At 35.9% G+C, this 17,361-nt stretch carries 19 protein-coding genes; 7 read left to right on the plus strand and 12 right to left on the minus strand.

Going from position 1 to position 17,361, the window contains the following annotated elements:
- Positions 1 to 45 precede the first annotated feature (45 nt).
- From NHG49_RS20690 to dacF, 6 genes are all read right to left on the minus strand, one after another.
- Entirely contained in the window at positions 46 to 144 is a 99-nt protein-coding gene (locus tag NHG49_RS20690; protein ID WP_000016829.1) for a methionine/alanine import family NSS transporter small subunit, read from the minus strand.
- Complete coding sequence (locus NHG49_RS20695; RefSeq protein WP_046957461.1) at positions 144 to 1,670, minus strand: sodium-dependent transporter; 1,527 nt, start codon at positions 1,668 to 1,670, stop codon at positions 144 to 146. Before NHG49_RS20695 ends, NHG49_RS20690 begins: the two co-directional genes overlap by 1 nt.
- A gap of 136 nt (positions 1,671 to 1,806) precedes the next feature.
- Positions 1,807 to 2,565, minus strand: coding sequence for an RNA polymerase sporulation sigma factor SigF (gene sigF / locus NHG49_RS20700; protein ID WP_000350733.1), 759 nt, complete (start codon positions 2,563 to 2,565; stop codon positions 1,807 to 1,809).
- A gap of 12 nt (positions 2,566 to 2,577) precedes the next feature.
- The gene (spoIIAB, locus tag NHG49_RS20705; RefSeq protein WP_001243399.1) at positions 2,578 to 3,018 is read right to left on the minus strand and encodes an anti-sigma F factor; all 441 of its coding nucleotides are present in this window, start codon (positions 3,016 to 3,018) and stop codon (positions 2,578 to 2,580) included.
- Complete coding sequence (spoIIAA, locus tag NHG49_RS20710; protein WP_000059133.1) at positions 3,019 to 3,369, minus strand: anti-sigma F factor antagonist; 351 nt, start codon at positions 3,367 to 3,369, stop codon at positions 3,019 to 3,021. It abuts the gene before it with no gap.
- A 170-nt stretch (positions 3,370 to 3,539) separates the two neighbouring features.
- Entirely contained in the window at positions 3,540 to 4,730 is a 1,191-nt protein-coding gene (dacF, locus tag NHG49_RS20715; RefSeq protein WP_064474894.1) for a serine-type D-Ala-D-Ala carboxypeptidase DacF, read from the minus strand.
- Positions 4,731 to 4,896: 166 nt separating this feature from the next.
- Here dacF and NHG49_RS20720 point away from each other — a divergent pair, with 166 nt between their 5' ends.
- From NHG49_RS20720 to NHG49_RS20740, 5 genes are read left to right on the plus strand one after another with little or no spacing between them, the layout of a single operon-like run.
- Entirely contained in the window at positions 4,897 to 5,316 is a 420-nt protein-coding gene (locus NHG49_RS20720; protein ID WP_000548033.1) for a GntR family transcriptional regulator, read from the plus strand.
- Entirely contained in the window at positions 5,282 to 6,163 is an 882-nt protein-coding gene (locus tag NHG49_RS20725; protein WP_258126476.1) for an ABC transporter ATP-binding protein, read from the plus strand. Before NHG49_RS20720 ends, NHG49_RS20725 begins: the two co-directional genes overlap by 35 nt.
- Positions 6,153 to 7,211 (plus strand): ABC transporter permease subunit, encoded by a 1,059-nt coding sequence (locus NHG49_RS20730; RefSeq protein WP_064474892.1) that lies wholly within the window; start codon positions 6,153 to 6,155, stop codon positions 7,209 to 7,211. Before NHG49_RS20725 ends, NHG49_RS20730 begins: the two co-directional genes overlap by 11 nt.
- Positions 7,212 to 7,223: 12 nt before the next feature.
- The gene (locus NHG49_RS20735) at positions 7,224 to 8,288 is read left to right on the plus strand and encodes an ABC transporter permease subunit (protein WP_064474891.1); all 1,065 of its coding nucleotides are present in this window, start codon (positions 7,224 to 7,226) and stop codon (positions 8,286 to 8,288) included.
- Between the two features lie 44 nt (positions 8,289 to 8,332).
- Positions 8,333 to 9,397: an ABC-2 transporter permease gene (locus NHG49_RS20740; RefSeq protein ID WP_064474890.1), complete on the plus strand. Its 1,065-nt coding sequence runs from the start codon at positions 8,333 to 8,335 to the stop codon at positions 9,395 to 9,397.
- A 19-nt stretch (positions 9,398 to 9,416) separates the two neighbouring features.
- On the opposite strand, the gene NHG49_RS20745 is transcribed toward NHG49_RS20740, so the two are convergent.
- Positions 9,417 to 9,962 (minus strand): hypothetical protein, encoded by a 546-nt coding sequence (locus tag NHG49_RS20745; protein ID WP_064474889.1) that lies wholly within the window; start codon positions 9,960 to 9,962, stop codon positions 9,417 to 9,419.
- Between the two features lie 102 nt (positions 9,963 to 10,064).
- Positions 10,065 to 10,484, minus strand: coding sequence for a MarR family winged helix-turn-helix transcriptional regulator (locus tag NHG49_RS20750; RefSeq protein ID WP_258126477.1), 420 nt, complete (start codon positions 10,482 to 10,484; stop codon positions 10,065 to 10,067).
- A gap of 160 nt (positions 10,485 to 10,644) precedes the next feature.
- On the opposite strand from NHG49_RS20750, the gene NHG49_RS20755 reads away from it, so the two are divergent.
- The gene (locus NHG49_RS20755) at positions 10,645 to 11,316 is read left to right on the plus strand and encodes an SIMPL domain-containing protein (RefSeq protein ID WP_149173457.1); all 672 of its coding nucleotides are present in this window, start codon (positions 10,645 to 10,647) and stop codon (positions 11,314 to 11,316) included.
- Positions 11,317 to 11,450: 134 nt separating this feature from the next.
- Complete coding sequence (locus NHG49_RS20760; protein WP_064474888.1) at positions 11,451 to 12,740, plus strand: NCS2 family permease; 1,290 nt, start codon at positions 11,451 to 11,453, stop codon at positions 12,738 to 12,740.
- Positions 12,741 to 12,774: 34 nt separating this feature from the next.
- Here NHG49_RS20760 and corA read toward each other — a convergent pair whose 3' ends face one another.
- The 4 genes from corA to deoB all read right to left on the minus strand — a co-directional run bounded on the left by corA (position 12,775) and on the right by deoB (position 17,129).
- Positions 12,775 to 13,737, minus strand: coding sequence for a magnesium/cobalt transporter CorA (gene corA / locus NHG49_RS20765; RefSeq protein ID WP_064475085.1), 963 nt, complete (start codon positions 13,735 to 13,737; stop codon positions 12,775 to 12,777).
- 61 nt (positions 13,738 to 13,798) lie between these two features.
- Complete coding sequence (locus NHG49_RS20770) at positions 13,799 to 15,103, minus strand: pyrimidine-nucleoside phosphorylase (RefSeq protein WP_064474887.1); 1,305 nt, start codon at positions 15,101 to 15,103, stop codon at positions 13,799 to 13,801.
- 7 nt (positions 15,104 to 15,110) lie between these two features.
- Positions 15,111 to 15,932: a purine-nucleoside phosphorylase gene (locus tag NHG49_RS20775; protein ID WP_001078443.1), complete on the minus strand. Its 822-nt coding sequence runs from the start codon at positions 15,930 to 15,932 to the stop codon at positions 15,111 to 15,113.
- Between the two features lie 12 nt (positions 15,933 to 15,944).
- Complete coding sequence (gene deoB, locus NHG49_RS20780) at positions 15,945 to 17,129, minus strand: phosphopentomutase (RefSeq protein WP_001046086.1); 1,185 nt, start codon at positions 17,127 to 17,129, stop codon at positions 15,945 to 15,947.
- Between the last annotated feature and the right edge of the window lie 232 nt (positions 17,130 to 17,361).

The following is a 17,361-nucleotide window of genomic DNA, read 5'->3' on the forward strand; positions in this document are numbered from 1 at the left end:
TCATAAAAAAACATCTGTACCGTTTCGGTACAGATGTTTTTTAGTTTATGCCTTTTTCTTAAATAAATTTGCAATACTTAATGCGAGTCCTCCCCAAATGACTACCATACCAATAACCATCATCATAATCGCTGATCCGCTCATTATGAAACACCCCGATCTTTCCATTCTTTTTCAAGCTTAGCAGAATCTGAATGTATTTGTGCATTCCATTTCTTTATACTAATGATTAGTGCAACGATAAGGAACGCTGCTGCAATTGACCAACCATATGTTACGACAAACTCCGTTGGATAATCTCCGTAGTTCTTTTTAATATTTTGGATTGTCCCATCAATTAACATGTATCCTAACATAAGCGGGGTAATAACGAGTAAACTCACTCTCCAAAACGTCCCTAACTTAATATCAGATACGAAGTTTGCGTGATTTTGATAAACTGGTAAACGGCGTAGAATGAGCCCTATCGTAACTACTTCCACTAATGCAATTGAAATTAACCCGAAGTTATTAGCGAAATAATCAACAACATCTAGGAACATAAGCCCACCACGTGTTGCAAAAACAAGAGACACTAGTACGAGAAGCGTTCCCATAATTCCAATTGTTTTTTGGCGGCTTAAGCTGAACTTTTCAGATACGGCCGCAAAACATACTTCCGCAAGCGAAATGAGGGATGTAATTCCGGCAACCGTTAATGATAAGAAAAACAATACGCCAAATAATGGTGACATCGGTAATTCATTAATAATTTGCGGGAATACTACGAATGCAAGTCCTACACCAGCACTTGCTACTTTATCAACTGGTACTCCCATATTGTTTGCCATAAATCCAAGAGCTGCAAAGACCCCAATCCCTGCTAATAATTCAAATCCTGAGTTTGCAAAGCCAGTAATAAAGGCATTATTTGTTGTATCTGAGTTTTTCGGTAAATAACTAGAATACGTAATCATAATTCCAAATGCTAAAGATAAGCTAAAGAAAATTTGACCATAAGCAGCAAGCCATACCTTCCCATCAAAAATACGACTCCAATCTGGTTTGAAGAATGCATCTAATCCTTGCATCGCACCTTCCATCGTCACTGCACGAACTACGATAATAAGGAACATAACAACTAGTAAAGGAATGAAAATGCGGTTAACCACTTCGATTCCTTTTTTAACTCCTTTGAATGCAACACCAAGCACAATAATCCAAACGAGAGCTAATGGAATCAATACTTCCGGCACAAGCCCCCCAAACTGCCCTGGCTTATCTGCAACATGTAAGTACTCTTTAAATAAAAATGATTGCGTGTCTTTCCCCCATGCTCCAGTAATTGCAAAGTACGTATATGAAATAGACCAAGCAATAATTACTGCATAATATGTTGAAACGATAAATGTTACACACATTTGCCACCATCCGATGAATTCAGCACGCGGACTAATACGGAAGAACGTAAGTGGCGCGGAACCACGGTGACGATGCCCAAGAGCAAATTCAAACGCCAATAATGAAATACCAGTCGTTAATAATGCGAATAAGTACGGTAAAAAGAATGCGCCTCCCCCATTTTCATACGCTGTATAAGGAAAACGCCATATGTTTCCTAATCCAACGGCAGAGCCGACCGCTGCGAAAATAAATCCAGCCCTCGTTCCCCATTGTTGCCTCGTTTCCATATTTTCTTCCCCCTTTGTGACAAGTTCATACTTGGATTACATTTTAAATTAACCGAATTATTAATAAATTCTGTCATTTTTTACGAAAGTTTACAATCTCCTCCAATTTAAAATCAAAAAAAAATCGAATAGATAGCTATTCATCTATTCGATCTTTCATCTGTTTTAATATTTTCTTTTCAAGTCTTGAAACTTGTACTTGCGAAATGCCTATTCGTTCCGCTACTTCCGATTGGGTTTGATCTTTATAGTAGCGTAAATACACAATTAAACGTTCTCGATCATCTAATTCTCTAATTGCTTCTTTTAAAGCAATTTTATCGAACCATTTCGTTTCAGATTGATCGGCAATTTGATCTAAAATAGTGATTGGATCTCCATCGTTTTCATACACCGTTTCATGTATGGATGAAGGAGCTCGACTCGCTTCTTGCGCCAGAACCACTTCCTCTGGCGTTAGTTCTAACGCTTCGGCTACTTCATTAATTGTTGGCGCTCTTCCAAATTCTTTCGAAAGCTCGTCTCTCATCTTTCGTATTTTATTTCCTGTTTCTTTTAAAGATCTACTTACTTTCACTGATCCATCATCACGTAAAAATCGTTGTATTTCTCCAATAATCATTGGAACTGCATATGTTGAAAATTTCACGTCGAAAGATAAATCAAATTTATCTACCGATTTTAAGAGCCCAATACATCCAATTTGAAATAAATCGTCTGGTTCGTATCCTCGATTAAGAAAACGCTGCACAACCGACCATACGAGACGCATATTACTTTGAACGATTGTATCTCTCGCTTGCTGATCTCCATCTTGACTTTGTTGAATTAACGCTTTTAGCTCGTGGTCCTTTAACTGAGGTTTCTTCTTCTCATTTTTGACCTCTATGTCCATAGGCTATTCTCCTTAATTGCATAGAGCGTTACTATTTGATAAGTATTTTGTCAAATGGATTGTTGTCCCGAAAGATTCGTTTGAAATAACTTCTACTTCATCCATAAAATTTTCCATGATAGTAAATCCCATTCCGGAACGCTCTAATTCAGGTTTAGTTGTAAACAGGGGTTGCCTTGCTTCATCTAAATCAAAGATGCCAATCCCTTCATCTCGAATCGTGAGTTTCACCATTGCTTCTTCCAAAATTACAGAAATATAAACAACACCTTCTGCATTTCCTTCGTACCCATGAATAATTGCATTCGTAACTGCTTCTGACACAACTGTTTTAATCTCCGTAAGTTCTTCCATCGTTGGGTCTAGTTGCGCAATGAATGCAGCTACTGTAACGCGAGCGAACGATTCATTTTGACTTAATGCTGAAAATTGAAGGTTCATTTCATTTCTCATTTATGCCACCCCCAACGTCGCGAGCGCATGCGCTTCACTTTCTTCTAAACGAACAATTTTAAATAAGCCCGACATTTCAAATAAACGTTTAACAGGCGGTGAAATTGCACAAACAACCATTTCTCCACCTAATCCCTTTACATGCTTATATCGGCCTAATATAACACCTAAACCAGAACTATCCATAAACGATAAGTTCTCTAGGCTCAAAACAATATGATGAACACCATGTGTCTCAATCATATCTGTTACTTTCGTTCGCAACTCTTCAGCAGTATGATGATCTAATTCACCCGCTAGTCTCACACATAGGACGTCACGTTTTACTTCTAATTGCATGGAAAGACTCACACGATTTCCTCCTTATGCTCAAACTTTACTCATTTACATACATAAAGATTTTCGTGATACAACATAAGAATCCTTCCTACTGACAAAAGAAGAACTATTTCGCCATAAAGTGAAACGATTCAGCAATTATTTACTTTCATACGAATAGAAAAGCGGCAAAATGTTTGCCGCTATTTTGATGTTGAAAACATCCCAAAACTTCTTTTAAATAACTCCCACCAGCTCGCTGCAGCAACATCTTCTTTTGCTACAATTGTTTGTTTTAATAAAACATCTTTATCTTTTTTAATAACTAGTGTACCAAGCGCGTCACCTTTTTTAATCGGCGCTTTCACTTTCTTTTCAGCAATTACTTCTTGCTTTACTTTGTCCATATTTTCGCCCTTCTTCATAAGAAGAGACACATTGTCTGACGCAACTAAATCTACTTTTTCTTTTTTCCCTTTTCCTACTTGTACAGTCTTAATTTTTTCGCCGCGTGTATACATTTTTTTTGTCATATATTGTCCAAATGCGTAGTCAAGAAGCTTTGTTACTTGGTTGTTCCGTTCTTTCGATGTAGGTGCTCCCATAACAACTGAAATAACACGCATCCCATTCTTTTCAGCCGATGCTGTTAAACAATATTTTGCTTCTGTCGTAAAGCCCGTTTTCACACCATCTACTCCAGGATAAAAACGTACTAACTTATTCGTATTCACGAGCCAAAACTTCTTATCCGTATCTTCACGTAAATAGTCTTCGTATTTACCTGTATATTTGCGAATAAGTGGGTACTTCATCAATTCTTTTGCCATTATAGCCATATCATTTGCTGTGGAATAATGGTCTTTAGCCGGAAGACCTGTTGGGTTTTGAAAATGAGTATTTTTCAGTCCTAAATCTTTCGCTTTTTTGTTCATCATATTTACAAAACCTTCTTCTGAACCCGCGATATGCTCCGCTACTGCAACAGACGCATCATTTCCAGATGCAATAGCAATACCCTTTAGCATTTCATTTACAGTCATCTCTTCTCCAGGCTCTAAAAAGATTTGTGATCCACCCATTGAAGCGGCATGCTCACTTGCTCTAACTTTATCGGTCAGTTTTAGTTTTCCTTTTTCAACTTGTTCCATAATTAATAGCATTGTCATAATCTTCGTCATACTAGCAGGTGGTAATTTCTCATTTGGATTTTTATCAAACAAAACTTTACCTGTATCTTGTTCAATTACAATTGCTGACGACGCTTGTTCCGCTAACTTCGGCGCTGTTTCTTCTGTTTTCTCCTGCTTCGTCTTCTCAGATTGTGCGAAACTAACTGAAGTACCAGAAAGCAATAACATGAAACAAACAAGTATTCCAAAAACTCGCTTCATGACTAACCCTCCATTCTATATCAGACCTATTTTTTCCAATTTTTTATTTTTTAATACCATATTTTTCTAATATTTTCAGTTGACAAATACATTCATTACCTATATCGTATTAAGTGTATTACATACAGTAGTACACTTAATACACGTCAGAAAGGAGACATTGCTCTTGCATATTCAACTTGATCCAAGAAGCAACACTCCGATATGGGAACAAATTGTTCAAAATATAAAAGAACTCGTATTGAAAAACATGTTAGCTCCAAGTGATAAACTTCCTTCTGTACGCGAACTCGCTTCTTTACTCGTTATAAATCCAAATACAGTAAGTAAAGCGTATCAGGAATTAGAGCGACAAGGGATTATTGAAACGTTACGAGGAAAAGGAACATTTGTATCCCAATCGATTACCCCAACATTAGACGAAAGGAAAATCGCTATGGTTGAAAAGCAATTTCATCAATTACTATTAGAAGCCTCTTATCTTGGTGTTACGAAAGATAAAATTCATGATTGGATAGATTCATACTACAAAGAGATTGGAGGAAATGCGGATGCTGAAAGTGACAAGCTTGAAGAAAACAATTGATAATCAAACAATTTTAGATGATGTTTCTTTCACATTACAAAGAGGAAGTATCATCGGATTACTCGGAAGAAACGGTGTGGGGAAAACAACTTTATTACGAACGATGGTCGGTATTTTAGACCCTGATGCCGGGACTGTTACATATGAAGATACAAACATTCATCAGTGTCCTGAAATAAAGCAAAAAATCGTATATGTTCCGGATTCTACTAACATACTGAACGGATATACGGTAAAAGAAATTGTAAAGTTTTATAAAGAAGTTTATACCGCATTTGATGAAGCATATTTCTATGAACTGTTAGAACGTTTTAACTTACCAAACAAACGAATTCGTAGCTATTCAAAAGGAATGAAAGCACTCCTTGCCATCATTTTAGCCGTTTCTACAAAAGCAGAATATATCATTTTAGATGAACCGACAAACGGACTTGATCCTATCGTTAAAAGACAGATTTTACAGTTTCTCGTTGGAGAAGTTGCAGAAAAAGAGATTACCATTTTCATCTCAACTCACCATTTAGATGAAGTGGAACAAATTGCAGATACAATCATTATATTAAAAGGCCATACTATCTCGTCTATTACATCACTAGACGATGCAAAATCACGATTTGCTAAAATCCAAGTTGCTTACGAACGTTCATTACCTCAAAAACTAGAAAACTTAAGCAATATTAAAATATTAAATCAAACAGGAAAAGTATATACAATCTTAATTGAGGGAAATGTAGCTACAACACTGGAGAAGTTTTATAAAGAACAACCTATACTCATTGAAGAATTAACAATGTCACTTGAAGATGTCTTCGTTACGACACTGGAGGAGGATGGGTATGTTTCATAAGGCGTTGTGGATGTGGAATTGGAAACGCGGGAAATATGCTGTGTTACTATTCTTCTTTAGTTCGCTTTATCTTTTATCTTTTGGATACTATAGAAGTGCTCAGGTGCAACTTGCTAATTATGATAGATTGCAAGAAAAGGGAACATTTTATTACTATTATGAATTTTGGTCAAAGACAGGTAATAGTATTTGGCTAACTTTTCTTATTATTTGCTTAGCCTGTCTATTTATAGGATGGGAACGTAATAACCAGTCTAATGCCCTACTAGCAATGCCATTTACAAGAAAAGATATTTTCTTTTCTAAATGGGCTTTCGGTTCATTCTGGATTATAGGATCTCTCCTTGTAAACTGGATCCTTATGTACCTTATTTATAGAACAACCATTCATTTTGAGTACCAATCATTCAGTCCGTTTCATCGATACTTTCTGTATGCCATTGTTTCCTATGTTGCAGTATATACAGCTGCATTATGCATCGGTACATTTACTGGAAGCATCGTTTCACAAGTCGTTTTTTGTATTCCGTGGCTACTAATGGGGCTTACATTCATATCATTAGCTTACAACCTTACAATACAACATTTAGATGCTATAGCTCCTAAAAATAATGACTTATATCAACAGCTTTATGAAATCAATCAAAAAACAAATATAGTTGCACCAATATATCAGTTTTCTATCACTTACGACTATGATCCAGCATCACGCAAGAAAGAAAAAGACCCAATGACTTTAAGAAATCCAGTATCTTATCACTATTATTCGGCTAAATCAATGTTAGTCCCTATTTTTTATACAATAGTTAACTTACTACTTGGCGCGTATTTATATAGACGATCACCAAATGAAAACGGTCAAAAGATATTTATTTTCCAAAAACATTTAAAAATATGGATATGGGGGACAACCATTTACTTTGCATTACTAGGTGGCTATAAAATGAATCCATTCCATTTCTTACCTAGCTACTATATTAGTTTGTTTCTCGCTGGAATCATTACCTATGTTGCATTATCACGACTAACAAATTATAAAGTTTTTTAAAGGAGGGATCCTATGTTTCAAAAAGCATTATGGCTAAGAACATATCAACAAAGTAAATATGTTGTATGGCTATTGTGGCTCAGCAGTTTCTATACTTTATCATATATGTACTATATGACTTCTATTGAACAACAACAATATTTAAAGATGAACAAAGCGTGGAACTATATATATCATTACCACTTTAATTTAACACTTTTAAACCCTGTCATGTTGTTAGGTAGTATGCTTATCGTTCTAGCCTGTACTTTAATTGGATGGGAAAGGCAAAATAACTCTAGCGACTTGTTATGGTCTATGCCATTTAAACGTTCACACCTCTATATAACAAAGTGGTTGTTTGGAATCTGTAATATCGCCGCTGTTGTCGTTTTAAACTGGGGATTATTTGCCATAATGAAAAAAACAACTTTTCATAATAAATATCAAATCTTTTCCCCATTCCATACGTACTTTCTATACATGTTAATTGTGCTAATTGCTATTTATACACTTGCATTATGTATAGGAACGATTGCTGGAAATATCGTATCCCAAGGAATTATTACTGCTATTATAATCGTTTTTCCATTTTTACTACCATCTCTTATGGTAGGGGTGATTAGTGTTCATTCAAGCGCGGATGGGGAAAAGATTTATACTAAAATAAACAATATGACAGAAAATATACGTATTTCTAGCCCAGCAGAAGAATTTAATATTGTATTTGATTACAATCCACAAAATGCTTACACCGATCCTAAAGGAGTTCGTCATGATGAACCAAATTTTTCATACATTCCTTCAGCCAAAACATTGATTGGACCTATTGCACATATTATTATTTTATTACCACTTGGTATATATTTATATGTTCGTTCCGTCAATGAGCGAAATGGTAACTTCATATTATATTCGAGACTACAAAAAGCAGTTATCATATGTGCTATTTTACTTATTGGAATCGTTGGAGGTTTAACATTAAGTAGTACCCACTCATTGTCCAGCTTTTACATCGGATTTTTGGTGACTAGTTTAATTACGTATTTCTTCCTACCTAAAATATTAAAATGGAAGTTTACTTGGAATATTAACTAAATTCAACACAATCATATTTTTGCAATTGGTTTTGGAGGGATAACATGTTTTATAAGGCTTTATGGTTACATCATTACAAGCAAAGTAAGTACATTCTTTTACTCTTTGCTTGTAGTAGCTTTTGGTTTTTACCTATTAGCTATTTTAATGATTTACAGATTCAACTAACAAATCTTTCAGCAAACCATTTAAACTATTTCAGCTATAGTTTAAATGGGGATACTCTTATCATCCCCTTCATCCCAACTTTCATATTACTCGCTTGTTCATTAATAAGTTGGGAAAGACAAAATCAAACAGATTATCTGTTATTCGCAATGCCATTCACGAGAAAAGAACTTTTTCTTTCTAAATGGCTGTTCGGGGCAATTGCAATTGTATTCATAATGAGCCTTAATATCATCTTAATGTATTTTATCCTAAAGATTAATCTATTTAACCAATATCAATCTTTCGGGCCAATACTTACATTATTATGTTATGTTACTATTACATGGATTGCGATTTTTACAATAGCCATTTTTATTGGAACAATTGCTGGTAATGTCATTTCACATAGTATATTAAGCTTAGTTTTTATTATATTACCATCTGGATTAAGCGTGTTACTGTTTCATTTCACTTGGATTCACACAAATATATCTACAACTGAATTTTTCCTTAAGAAAGCGAATTACACATCATATGTAGAGAACATTGAAGTTTTTGCACCTACTAATAATACTTATATATCTTATACATTTAATCCAGAAGTAAAAGAAGTAAAAATTAATAATCTAAAAGAATCCGTTAAGGTGCACCACCAATTCCAGCCCATCTGGAAACTTATCACTCCGATTCTGTATATTCTCATTCTTTTACCATTAGGAGTATTTTTCTATAATCGGACAAAAAATGAAAATAACGGTAAAATATTATTATTCACTAAACTACACCGTCTATTTATACCGTGTGTCACAATATGTTTTGCACTATTAGGAGGCCGGTTAACAGGTGAAAAAAATGATCCGATATTAAGTTATTACGCTGGATTCATAATAATAGGAGTATTTAGCTATGTAATACTTAACTATTTCATAAATAAAAAATTTTTACTTCGTACGAAATAACCTCCTCATAGCGAGGAGGTTATTTCACATTCTCTCTTCTTTTCCCATACTCTTTTTCTTGCTTCGTTCCAAATCCATCACCATTTGCCACGATTTGATCTGTTGGAGCAACTATGCTTTCAGCAATTCGCCATTCCCCCCCTTGTTGAATAAACACTTGCATAAAATAATTCATTCCATTTAACTGATACGGATTTTCTTTTTTCACTTCATAACGAGCTGCAACATAGTACACTTGCACATTCTCAGCTTCAAACTTAGAAATATATTGCGATAATCTCGGGATATACTTCGATGCTTTCTGAAGTGGAAGCTGTTTTACTTTTATAAGAGAAGACTTTGTCACATTGCTTATCGTATCTTCATGCCGAATGTTATCACTATGATGAAATAAAATAGCATTCTGCATTGAACGAATCCATAGTTTTGAATATAAAACAGGTTGCTTATTTGAAATATGTTGTAATTCTTTCTGAACGACTTGAAGAGGCGTTGCGGCATCCGCGAATTGATTAAAGCAGAAAAAACTTCCAATCATAATGAAAAGCGTACAAATACGTTTCATAATTTTTCACTCCGATTCTTTTTAATTAAAGTATTGGAGTTTCAAAATGTTTTTATTCAAAAGAAAAAGGATAGGAAAGCTTTCGCTTCCTATCCTCATTTATTATAATACGCGGCCAAATAAATCTAAAACCATTTCGATTTCTTGGTCCCTCCAACCTTTAAATCTCTCTTTATAATATTCTTTACGCACAGCTTCAAGTTTTTCAGTTACTTCTCTTCCGTGTTCTGTAATTTCTAGGTACACGATACGACGGTCTGAATTTGAACGCTTTCTTTCTACAAACCCTTTTCGTACGAGACGATCAGTAACAGCTGTAATATGACTGGAGGTTACGTTTACTTCACTCGCAATTTGCGAAGCCATCTGTGGACTGTTTAAAAATAACGCGCGTAATACAGAAAATTCATTGTATGGCATATGTTCTGCAAAACGTGTATTAATATCATTTTGTAATAAACGTATCATCTTTCGGAATGATCCGGATAACTCTAAAATCAGTGTTTCTCTTTTTTCGTTCACTAGCCTCGTCCCTTTTTTATCATATTTACACATATTATAATCTATAAATACCTATGTTGTATATGCTTTCTTCCCTCAACATTCTCATTTATGTAACTTTTTTCATATAAATTTCTTTTTTGTTCACACATATACATATAAATAAGGATGGTGATGGAAGATGCAAGGTGGAATGAATCCTTATTTACACAACGTACGCACAGCTACTACTGGTAAAGAAGCGACTATTACTGTACAAGGTGAAGGCGTTGTCAAAGCAAAACCCAATGTTGTTATATTAACACTTGGCATTAGAACTGATAATAAAAATGTGAAACAAGCGCAAGAAGAAAATGCAGTGCAATCAAAACAATTATTGAATGCACTAAAACAACTAGGTATTGCCGACAAAAATATAGAAACCATTTCATATACGATTACGCCCCAGTACGAATATGTAAATGATAAAGCATTATTACAAGGATATCGTGTAGAACATTTGTATGAAATTACCGTTTTAAATGTACAAAAAGCAGGGGAAGTATATGATATAGCCGTTTCAAATGGAGCAAACTTAGCAAAAGGATTACGTTTTCGAATATCTCATCCAAATAAATATTATGAGCAAGCTCTCATTCAAGCTCTGCAACAAGCGGTAGAAAAAGCTCGTGCTATTGCGAGTACATACAATTTAAACATTAATCCAGTTCCACTCTCATTCGTTGAAGAATCTGCCCAATTACCACGGGAAGTGACGTCCTATGCTACTTTACATGCGCAAGCAGCTCCGCCCATTCAATCAGGAGAATTAGAAATCATTTCAACAATACGAGCTATTTTTACGTATTTATAAATAATTTCTTTTATAAGTAAACGTTATCATTTTCCTTGTTGTAAAAACATGATGTTCTGATATAATAAAGGACGGTGAGCTCTTACGAAAGAGATATCACGGGTGGGAGAGGGATATGAAAAAGAAGGTTTAACATGAAAGGAATACTTGAAAGAACATTTAAATTAGGTTTACACGAAACATCACCAAAACAAGAAGTTTTAGCTGGAGTTACGTCATTTTTCACGATCGTATATATTATGATTGTAAATGCATCCATTTTATCGGATGCTGGCATTCCTCTTGAAGCTGGAATTTTAGCAACTGTTTTCAGTTCATTTGTCGGATGTCTGCTCATGGCATTTTGGGCAAATGCACCTGCTATTCTTGTACCTGGTATGGGCGTAAATGCATTCTTCACGTACACTGCTGTGCATACGCTCGGATTAGCTTGGCAGGAAGCATTAGCAGCTGTCTTCATCTCTGGTATTATTTTTGCAATTGCTGCGTTTACACCAATCGCTCGCGTGCTTTCAGTATCGATTCCAAAGTCATTAAAGGAAGCTATTACTGTCGGCATCGGATTATTTTTAGCATTTATCGGATTGCAAAAAGGTGGTTTAGTCGTTTCGAATCCAAATACTGCTGTTGCAATGGGTAAATTAAGTAACCCTGTCGTTCTTGCGACACTACTTACTCTTATCGTTGCACTTGTACTATTTATTCGTAACGTACGTGGAAGCTTTTTATGGACGATTGCAATAGGAACTGGTATTGCATGGCTATTTGGTCTTGTTGATACAAGTCAAATCGGAAATAGTTCATTCTCATTCGCTAATTACGGTGATGTGTTTGGAGCTATGTCATTTGGCAAACTTTCTTCCTTACCGTTTTGGATTGCAACATTCTCCTTAAGCATGGTGCTTATTTTTGAGAACATGGGACTACTGCACGGTTTATTAGAAGATGACCGTAAATTCCCACGTGCTTACCAAGCCAATGCAATTTCAGCAATGACATGTGGTCTATTTGGCACAAGCCCTACCGTATCAACAGTAGAGAGTGCCGCAGGTATTACTGCAGGCGGAAAGACAGGTCTGACGTCTATCGTTACAGGGTTGTTATTCTTTGCATCACTGTTTGCACTTCCGTTTGTGAAACTAATTCCTGATAGTGCCATTGCACCAATCTTAATTATTATTGGCGGCCTGATGATTACAAGCATTCAGCAAATTCCTCTGAACGATTTTTCAGAAGGATTTCCAGCGTTCTTAATTATCGTCATGATCCCGCTCACATATAGTATCGCTGATGGCATTGCGTTCGGATTTATTGCTTATCCTATCTTAAAAGTTGCTCTTGGAAAGCGTAAAGAAGTCGCACCGTCTATGTATATCGTTACATGCTTATTCTTAGCCATGTTTGTATTACATGCTATTGGTTAAGTAAAAACACCGAGGAAAATTCCTCGGTGTTTTTTTACTTAAACCATCCTTTTTTATAAAACCAAGCCATCATGCCACCGCCAATTAGCGCCATTAGAAGTAGACAAACAAAATAACTATATTGTCCACCAAGCTCCGGCATATGCGTAAAGTTCATTCCGTATACTCCCGCAATAAATGTTAATGGCATGAAAATAGTCGAGAATACAGTTAATGTTTTCATAATGTTATTCATATGATGTGAGTTTAATGAAAAATAGCTATCTCGAATATCTGCCGTTAACTCCCGGCTTGCCTCAATCATTTCTGTTAGTTTAAGCAAATGGTCATGTATATCTTTAAAGTAAATCTCATGATCACTTATACCGTAAAAACGAGTCGAATTTAAAATACGATACAATAAATCACGCATCGGAATGATTGTGCGCCTTAGCTTCGATAAATCTGCACGTATATCAAATACTTCTTCTAATACACTTCCCGCTGTCTCACCCGTTAAATTATCATCAATTGCATTTAAATGATCCTCAATGTAATATACAGGCGCAAAATAGTCATCTACAATTTGGTCGATAATTGTATGAGCTACGTGTAAAGGACTATTTTTAATACGCTTCTTTTCTCCAAGTGTTTTCCATACTCTTTCGATTGCATTGTTATGAGAAAAGTGGAAAGAAACAATAAAACGATCACTAATAAATAAATCGATTTCGTGCGGTTCTAATCCATCCTCACCAAATGCATGAAGAACTAAAAAGTTATATCCATCATAAAAATCAACTTTTGGCCTCTGTACATATTCTATACAGTCTTCAATTGCAAGGGGATGGAACTTAAAATGATCTTGCAAAATGTATGTATACTCTTCTTTCGTTGGCTTATATAAATCTAGCCAATACCATACAATATGGTCTTTCGTTGTTTCTTCTAGCGAAACATCATATAATACTTCATCTGTTTTTGTTATTGCACAAATTCTAATCATAATTTCACCCATTATTATTATAAACAAAAAATAGCAAAAAAAGCCAAGGAGAAATACTCCTGGCCCTTTTTTATTATTCAGTAACGATGCCGTGCACTAATGTTGGTGCATCTACATGTTCGTTAGCGATCTTCATGTTCTCATAAATTTTTGCTTTTACATCTTCCACATTTTCACGGTTTGCGTAAATTGTAACAAGGGATTCACCTTTTTTCACGCTGTCCCCTACTTTTTTGCGAAGCATTAAGCCAACTGCTAAATCAATTTCAGATTCCTTCGTCGCACGTCCTGCTCCTAAAAGCATTGCTGCTGTTCCAATTTCATCTGCAACGATTTCTGATACATAACCGTCTTCCTTCGCTTCTACTTCAATTTTAAACTGTGCTTGTGGTAATTTAGTAGGATCATCAACAACAGAAGCATCGCCGCCTTGCGCTGATAAGAACGTTTTAAATGATTCTAGCGCTTTACCGTTGTTCATTACTTCAATTAATTTCTCACGTGCATCTTCTAAAGATGAAGCTTGTCCAGCAAGGTATACCATTTGACTTCCAAGCGTTAAACATAACTCTTCTAAATCTTTCGGTCCTTTACCTTGTAATGTATCAATTGCTTCTTGTACTTCAAGTGCGTTACCAATCGCCTCACCAAGTGGTTGACTCATATCAGAAATAACAGCCATCGTATTACGACCAACGTTATTACCAATGCGCACCATTGCTTCTGCTAAACGTTTTGCATCTTCATCTGTTTTCATAAATGCACCTGCTCCAGTTTTTACATCAAGAACAATTGCATCTGCACCAGCAGCAATTTTTTTACTCATAATCGAGCTTGCAATAAGCGGAATAGAGTTTACTGTTGCCGTTACATCACGAAGTGCGTATAACTTTTTATCGGCAGGTGTTAAGTTTCCACTTTGACCAATAACAGCGATTTTGTTTTCATTTACAAGACGCATGAATTCATCATTTTCGATTTCAACATGGAATCCTGGAACTGCTTCTAATTTATCAATTGTACCACCAGTATGTCCTAAACCACGTCCAGACATTTTTGCAACCGGTACACCTAAAGCGGCTACTAATGGACCTAACACAAGTGTTGTTGTATCACCAACACCACCTGTTGAGTGCTTATCTACTTTTACCCCTTCAATAGCTGATAAGTCGATTGTATCACCGCTATTTACCATTGCCATCGTTAAATCAGCACGTTCTTGATCGTTCATATCTTGGAAGAAAATTGCCATTGCAAGTGAACTTACTTGATAATCAGGAATATCACCATTCGTATATCCTTCAACAATAAAGTTAATTTCTTCTGTCGTTAATGCATGTCCGTCACGTTTTTTTGCAATTAGGTCCACCATTCTCATTGTGAGGTCACCCCTTCATTTGTTTTACGATTGCTTTTACTAATGCTAAGAAGTTAGCTTTAACACGTTCTGTCGTTTCAATTACTTCATCGTGGTGAAGTGGCTGATCTAAAATACCAGCTGCCATATTTGAAATACAAGAAATACCAAGTACTTTCATACCAGCATGACGCGCTACAATTACTTCTGGTACTGTTGACATACCAACTGCATCTCCGCCTAGTGTACGAAGCATACGAATTTCAGCAGGTGTTTCATATACAGGACCTGTCATTCCAACGTATACACCTTCTTGTACTTTAATATTTAAGTCCGCTGCAACTTGTTTCGCCATTTCACGAAGTTCTGGTGTATATGATGTAGACATATCAGGGAAACGTACCCCCATTTCAGAATCATTCGGTCCGATTAATGGATTTGTACCCATGAAGTTAATGTGGTCTGAAATTAACATAAGATCGCCTGGCTCAAATGATGTATTTACACCACCAGCTGCATTTGTTACAACAACTGTTTCTACACCTAGTTCTTTCATAACACGAACTGGGAATGTTACTTTTTGCATGTCGTATCCTTCATAGAAGTGGAAACGTCCTTGCATTGCCACTACTGTTACACCTTGAAGTGTACCGAATACTAGTTGACCTGCATGACCTTCTACAGTTGATACTGGGAATTCAGGGATTTCACTGTAAGGTACTGTTACTGCGTTCTCGATTTCATCTGCTAATACACCTAGTCCAGATCCAAGGATTAGTCCTACTTGTGGCGTTTCTTGAAATTTCTCTTTTAAGTATGAAGCTGATTTTGTAATAAGTTCACGATTCATTTGTTTATCCCCCTATTTCTTTAGCTCGTTTAAGAAGCTTGTTCCGTGTTCTGGCATTTTCACGCCGAAGTTTTCTGCTACCGTTGCACCAATATCAGCAAATGTTTGACGAAGTGCTAATTCTTGTCCGCCTTCTTTCATGCTTGGGCTATATGCTAATAACGGTACATATTCACGTGTATGATCAGTACCAGGATGTACTGGATCATTACCATGGTCTGCTGTAATTAATAATAAATCATCTTCTTTTAGTTTTTCGAATACTTCTGGAAGACGTGCATCATAGTCTTGCAGTGCTTCTCCATATCCTTGTGGATCACGGCGGTGACCGAATAATGCATCAAAGTCAACTAAGTTTAAGAAGCTAAGACCTGTAAAGTCCATGTTTAATGTATCTACAAGCTTATCCATTCCATCCATGTTAGACTTCGTACGAAGTGATTCAGTTACCCCTTCACCATCATATATGTCAGAGATTTTACCGATAGCAATCACATCGTAGTCACTATCTTTTAATTCATTCATTACCGTGCGGCCAAATGGTTTTAACGCATAATCATGACGGTTTGGTGTACGTGTGAATTTCCCTGGTTCTCCAACGAATGGACGAGCGATAACACGACCTACCATGTACTTTTCATCTAACGTTAATTCACGTGCAATTTTACAAATTTTATATAACTCTTCAAGTGGCACTACTTCTTCGTGTGCTGCGATTTGTAATACGCTATCAGCAGAAGTGTAAACGATTAAAGAACCTGTTTCCATTTGTTCTTGACCAAGCTCATCAAGAATCTCAGTTCCAGAAGCTGGTTTATTACCGATAATTTTACGACCTGTTTTTTCTTCTAATTCATCAAGTAATTCTTTTGGGAATCCTTCAGGGAACACTTGGAATGGTGTATCAATGTAAAGACCCATAATTTCCCAGTGCCCTGTCATTGTATCTTTACCAGTAGATTTCTCTTGCATTTTTGTATAATATCCAAGCGGTTTTTCTACTTTAGAGATACCTTTCATTTCACGAATGTTACCAAGACCTAACTTCACCATATTTGGCATTTGTAATCCATTCATATGTTCAGCAATGTGACCAATTGTGTCAGAACCTAAATCACCAAATTGCTCAGCATCCGGTGCTTCGCCGATTCCTACAGAGTCCATTACGACTAGGAATATACGTTTATATTTATTCATAACTGCGACCTCCTATAAGTTCAGTTCTACTTCTTGTAGTATGTTCAAAACGCTATAAAGTGAAACTGTTATTCATAAGAATTATCTTTCGTTCTCACTGGCAAACAGTACTTCTTTAAATCAATTTCTAACCTATTTTGTTTTACTGGAAACGACTCAAAAACATTTCTAGTTTTTTCTAAGTCAGATGTCAGACATCTGATATTGATATCATAACATGTTTACGCTTTCT

The organism is Bacillus sp. IBL03825 (genome assembly GCF_024712505.1).
Classification (GTDB): domain Bacteria; phylum Bacillota; class Bacilli; order Bacillales; family Bacillaceae_G; genus Bacillus_A; species Bacillus_A wiedmannii.

Excerpts from the sequence above, each read along its gene's own strand:
- spoIIAB (WP_001243399.1), bottom strand. The coding sequence starts at position 3,018 with ATGAGAAATGAAATGAACCTTCAATTTTCAGCATTAAGTCAAAATGAA.
- NHG49_RS20725 (WP_258126476.1), top strand. The coding sequence starts at position 5,282 with ATGCTGAAAGTGACAAGCTTGAAGAAAACAATTGATAATCAAACAATT.
- NHG49_RS20730 (WP_064474892.1), top strand. The coding sequence starts at position 6,153 with ATGTTTCATAAGGCGTTGTGGATGTGGAATTGGAAACGCGGGAAATAT.
- NHG49_RS20760 (WP_064474888.1), top strand. The coding sequence starts at position 11,451 with ATGAAAGGAATACTTGAAAGAACATTTAAATTAGGTTTACACGAAACA.
- dacF (WP_064474894.1), bottom strand. The coding sequence starts at position 4,730 with ATGAAGCGAGTTTTTGGAATACTTGTTTGTTTCATGTTATTGCTTTCT.
- NHG49_RS20745 (WP_064474889.1), bottom strand. The coding sequence starts at position 9,962 with ATGAAACGTATTTGTACGCTTTTCATTATGATTGGAAGTTTTTTCTGC.
- NHG49_RS20695 (WP_046957461.1), bottom strand. The coding sequence starts at position 1,670 with ATGGAAACGAGGCAACAATGGGGAACGAGGGCTGGATTTATTTTCGCA.
- NHG49_RS20740 (WP_064474890.1), top strand. The coding sequence starts at position 8,333 with ATGTTTTATAAGGCTTTATGGTTACATCATTACAAGCAAAGTAAGTAC.
- deoB (WP_001046086.1), bottom strand. The coding sequence starts at position 17,129 with ATGAATAAATATAAACGTATATTCCTAGTCGTAATGGACTCTGTAGGA.
- sigF (WP_000350733.1), bottom strand. The coding sequence starts at position 2,565 with ATGGACATAGAGGTCAAAAATGAGAAGAAGAAACCTCAGTTAAAGGAC.
- NHG49_RS20735 (WP_064474891.1), top strand. The coding sequence starts at position 7,224 with ATGTTTCAAAAAGCATTATGGCTAAGAACATATCAACAAAGTAAATAT.
- NHG49_RS20690 (WP_000016829.1), bottom strand. The coding sequence starts at position 144 with ATGAGCGGATCAGCGATTATGATGATGGTTATTGGTATGGTAGTCATT.
- NHG49_RS20775 (WP_001078443.1), bottom strand. The coding sequence starts at position 15,932 with ATGAATCGTGAACTTATTACAAAATCAGCTTCATACTTAAAAGAGAAA.
- NHG49_RS20755 (WP_149173457.1), top strand. The coding sequence starts at position 10,645 with ATGCAAGGTGGAATGAATCCTTATTTACACAACGTACGCACAGCTACT.
- NHG49_RS20770 (WP_064474887.1), bottom strand. The coding sequence starts at position 15,103 with ATGAGAATGGTGGACCTAATTGCAAAAAAACGTGACGGACATGCATTA.
- corA (WP_064475085.1), bottom strand. The coding sequence starts at position 13,737 with ATGGGTGAAATTATGATTAGAATTTGTGCAATAACAAAAACAGATGAA.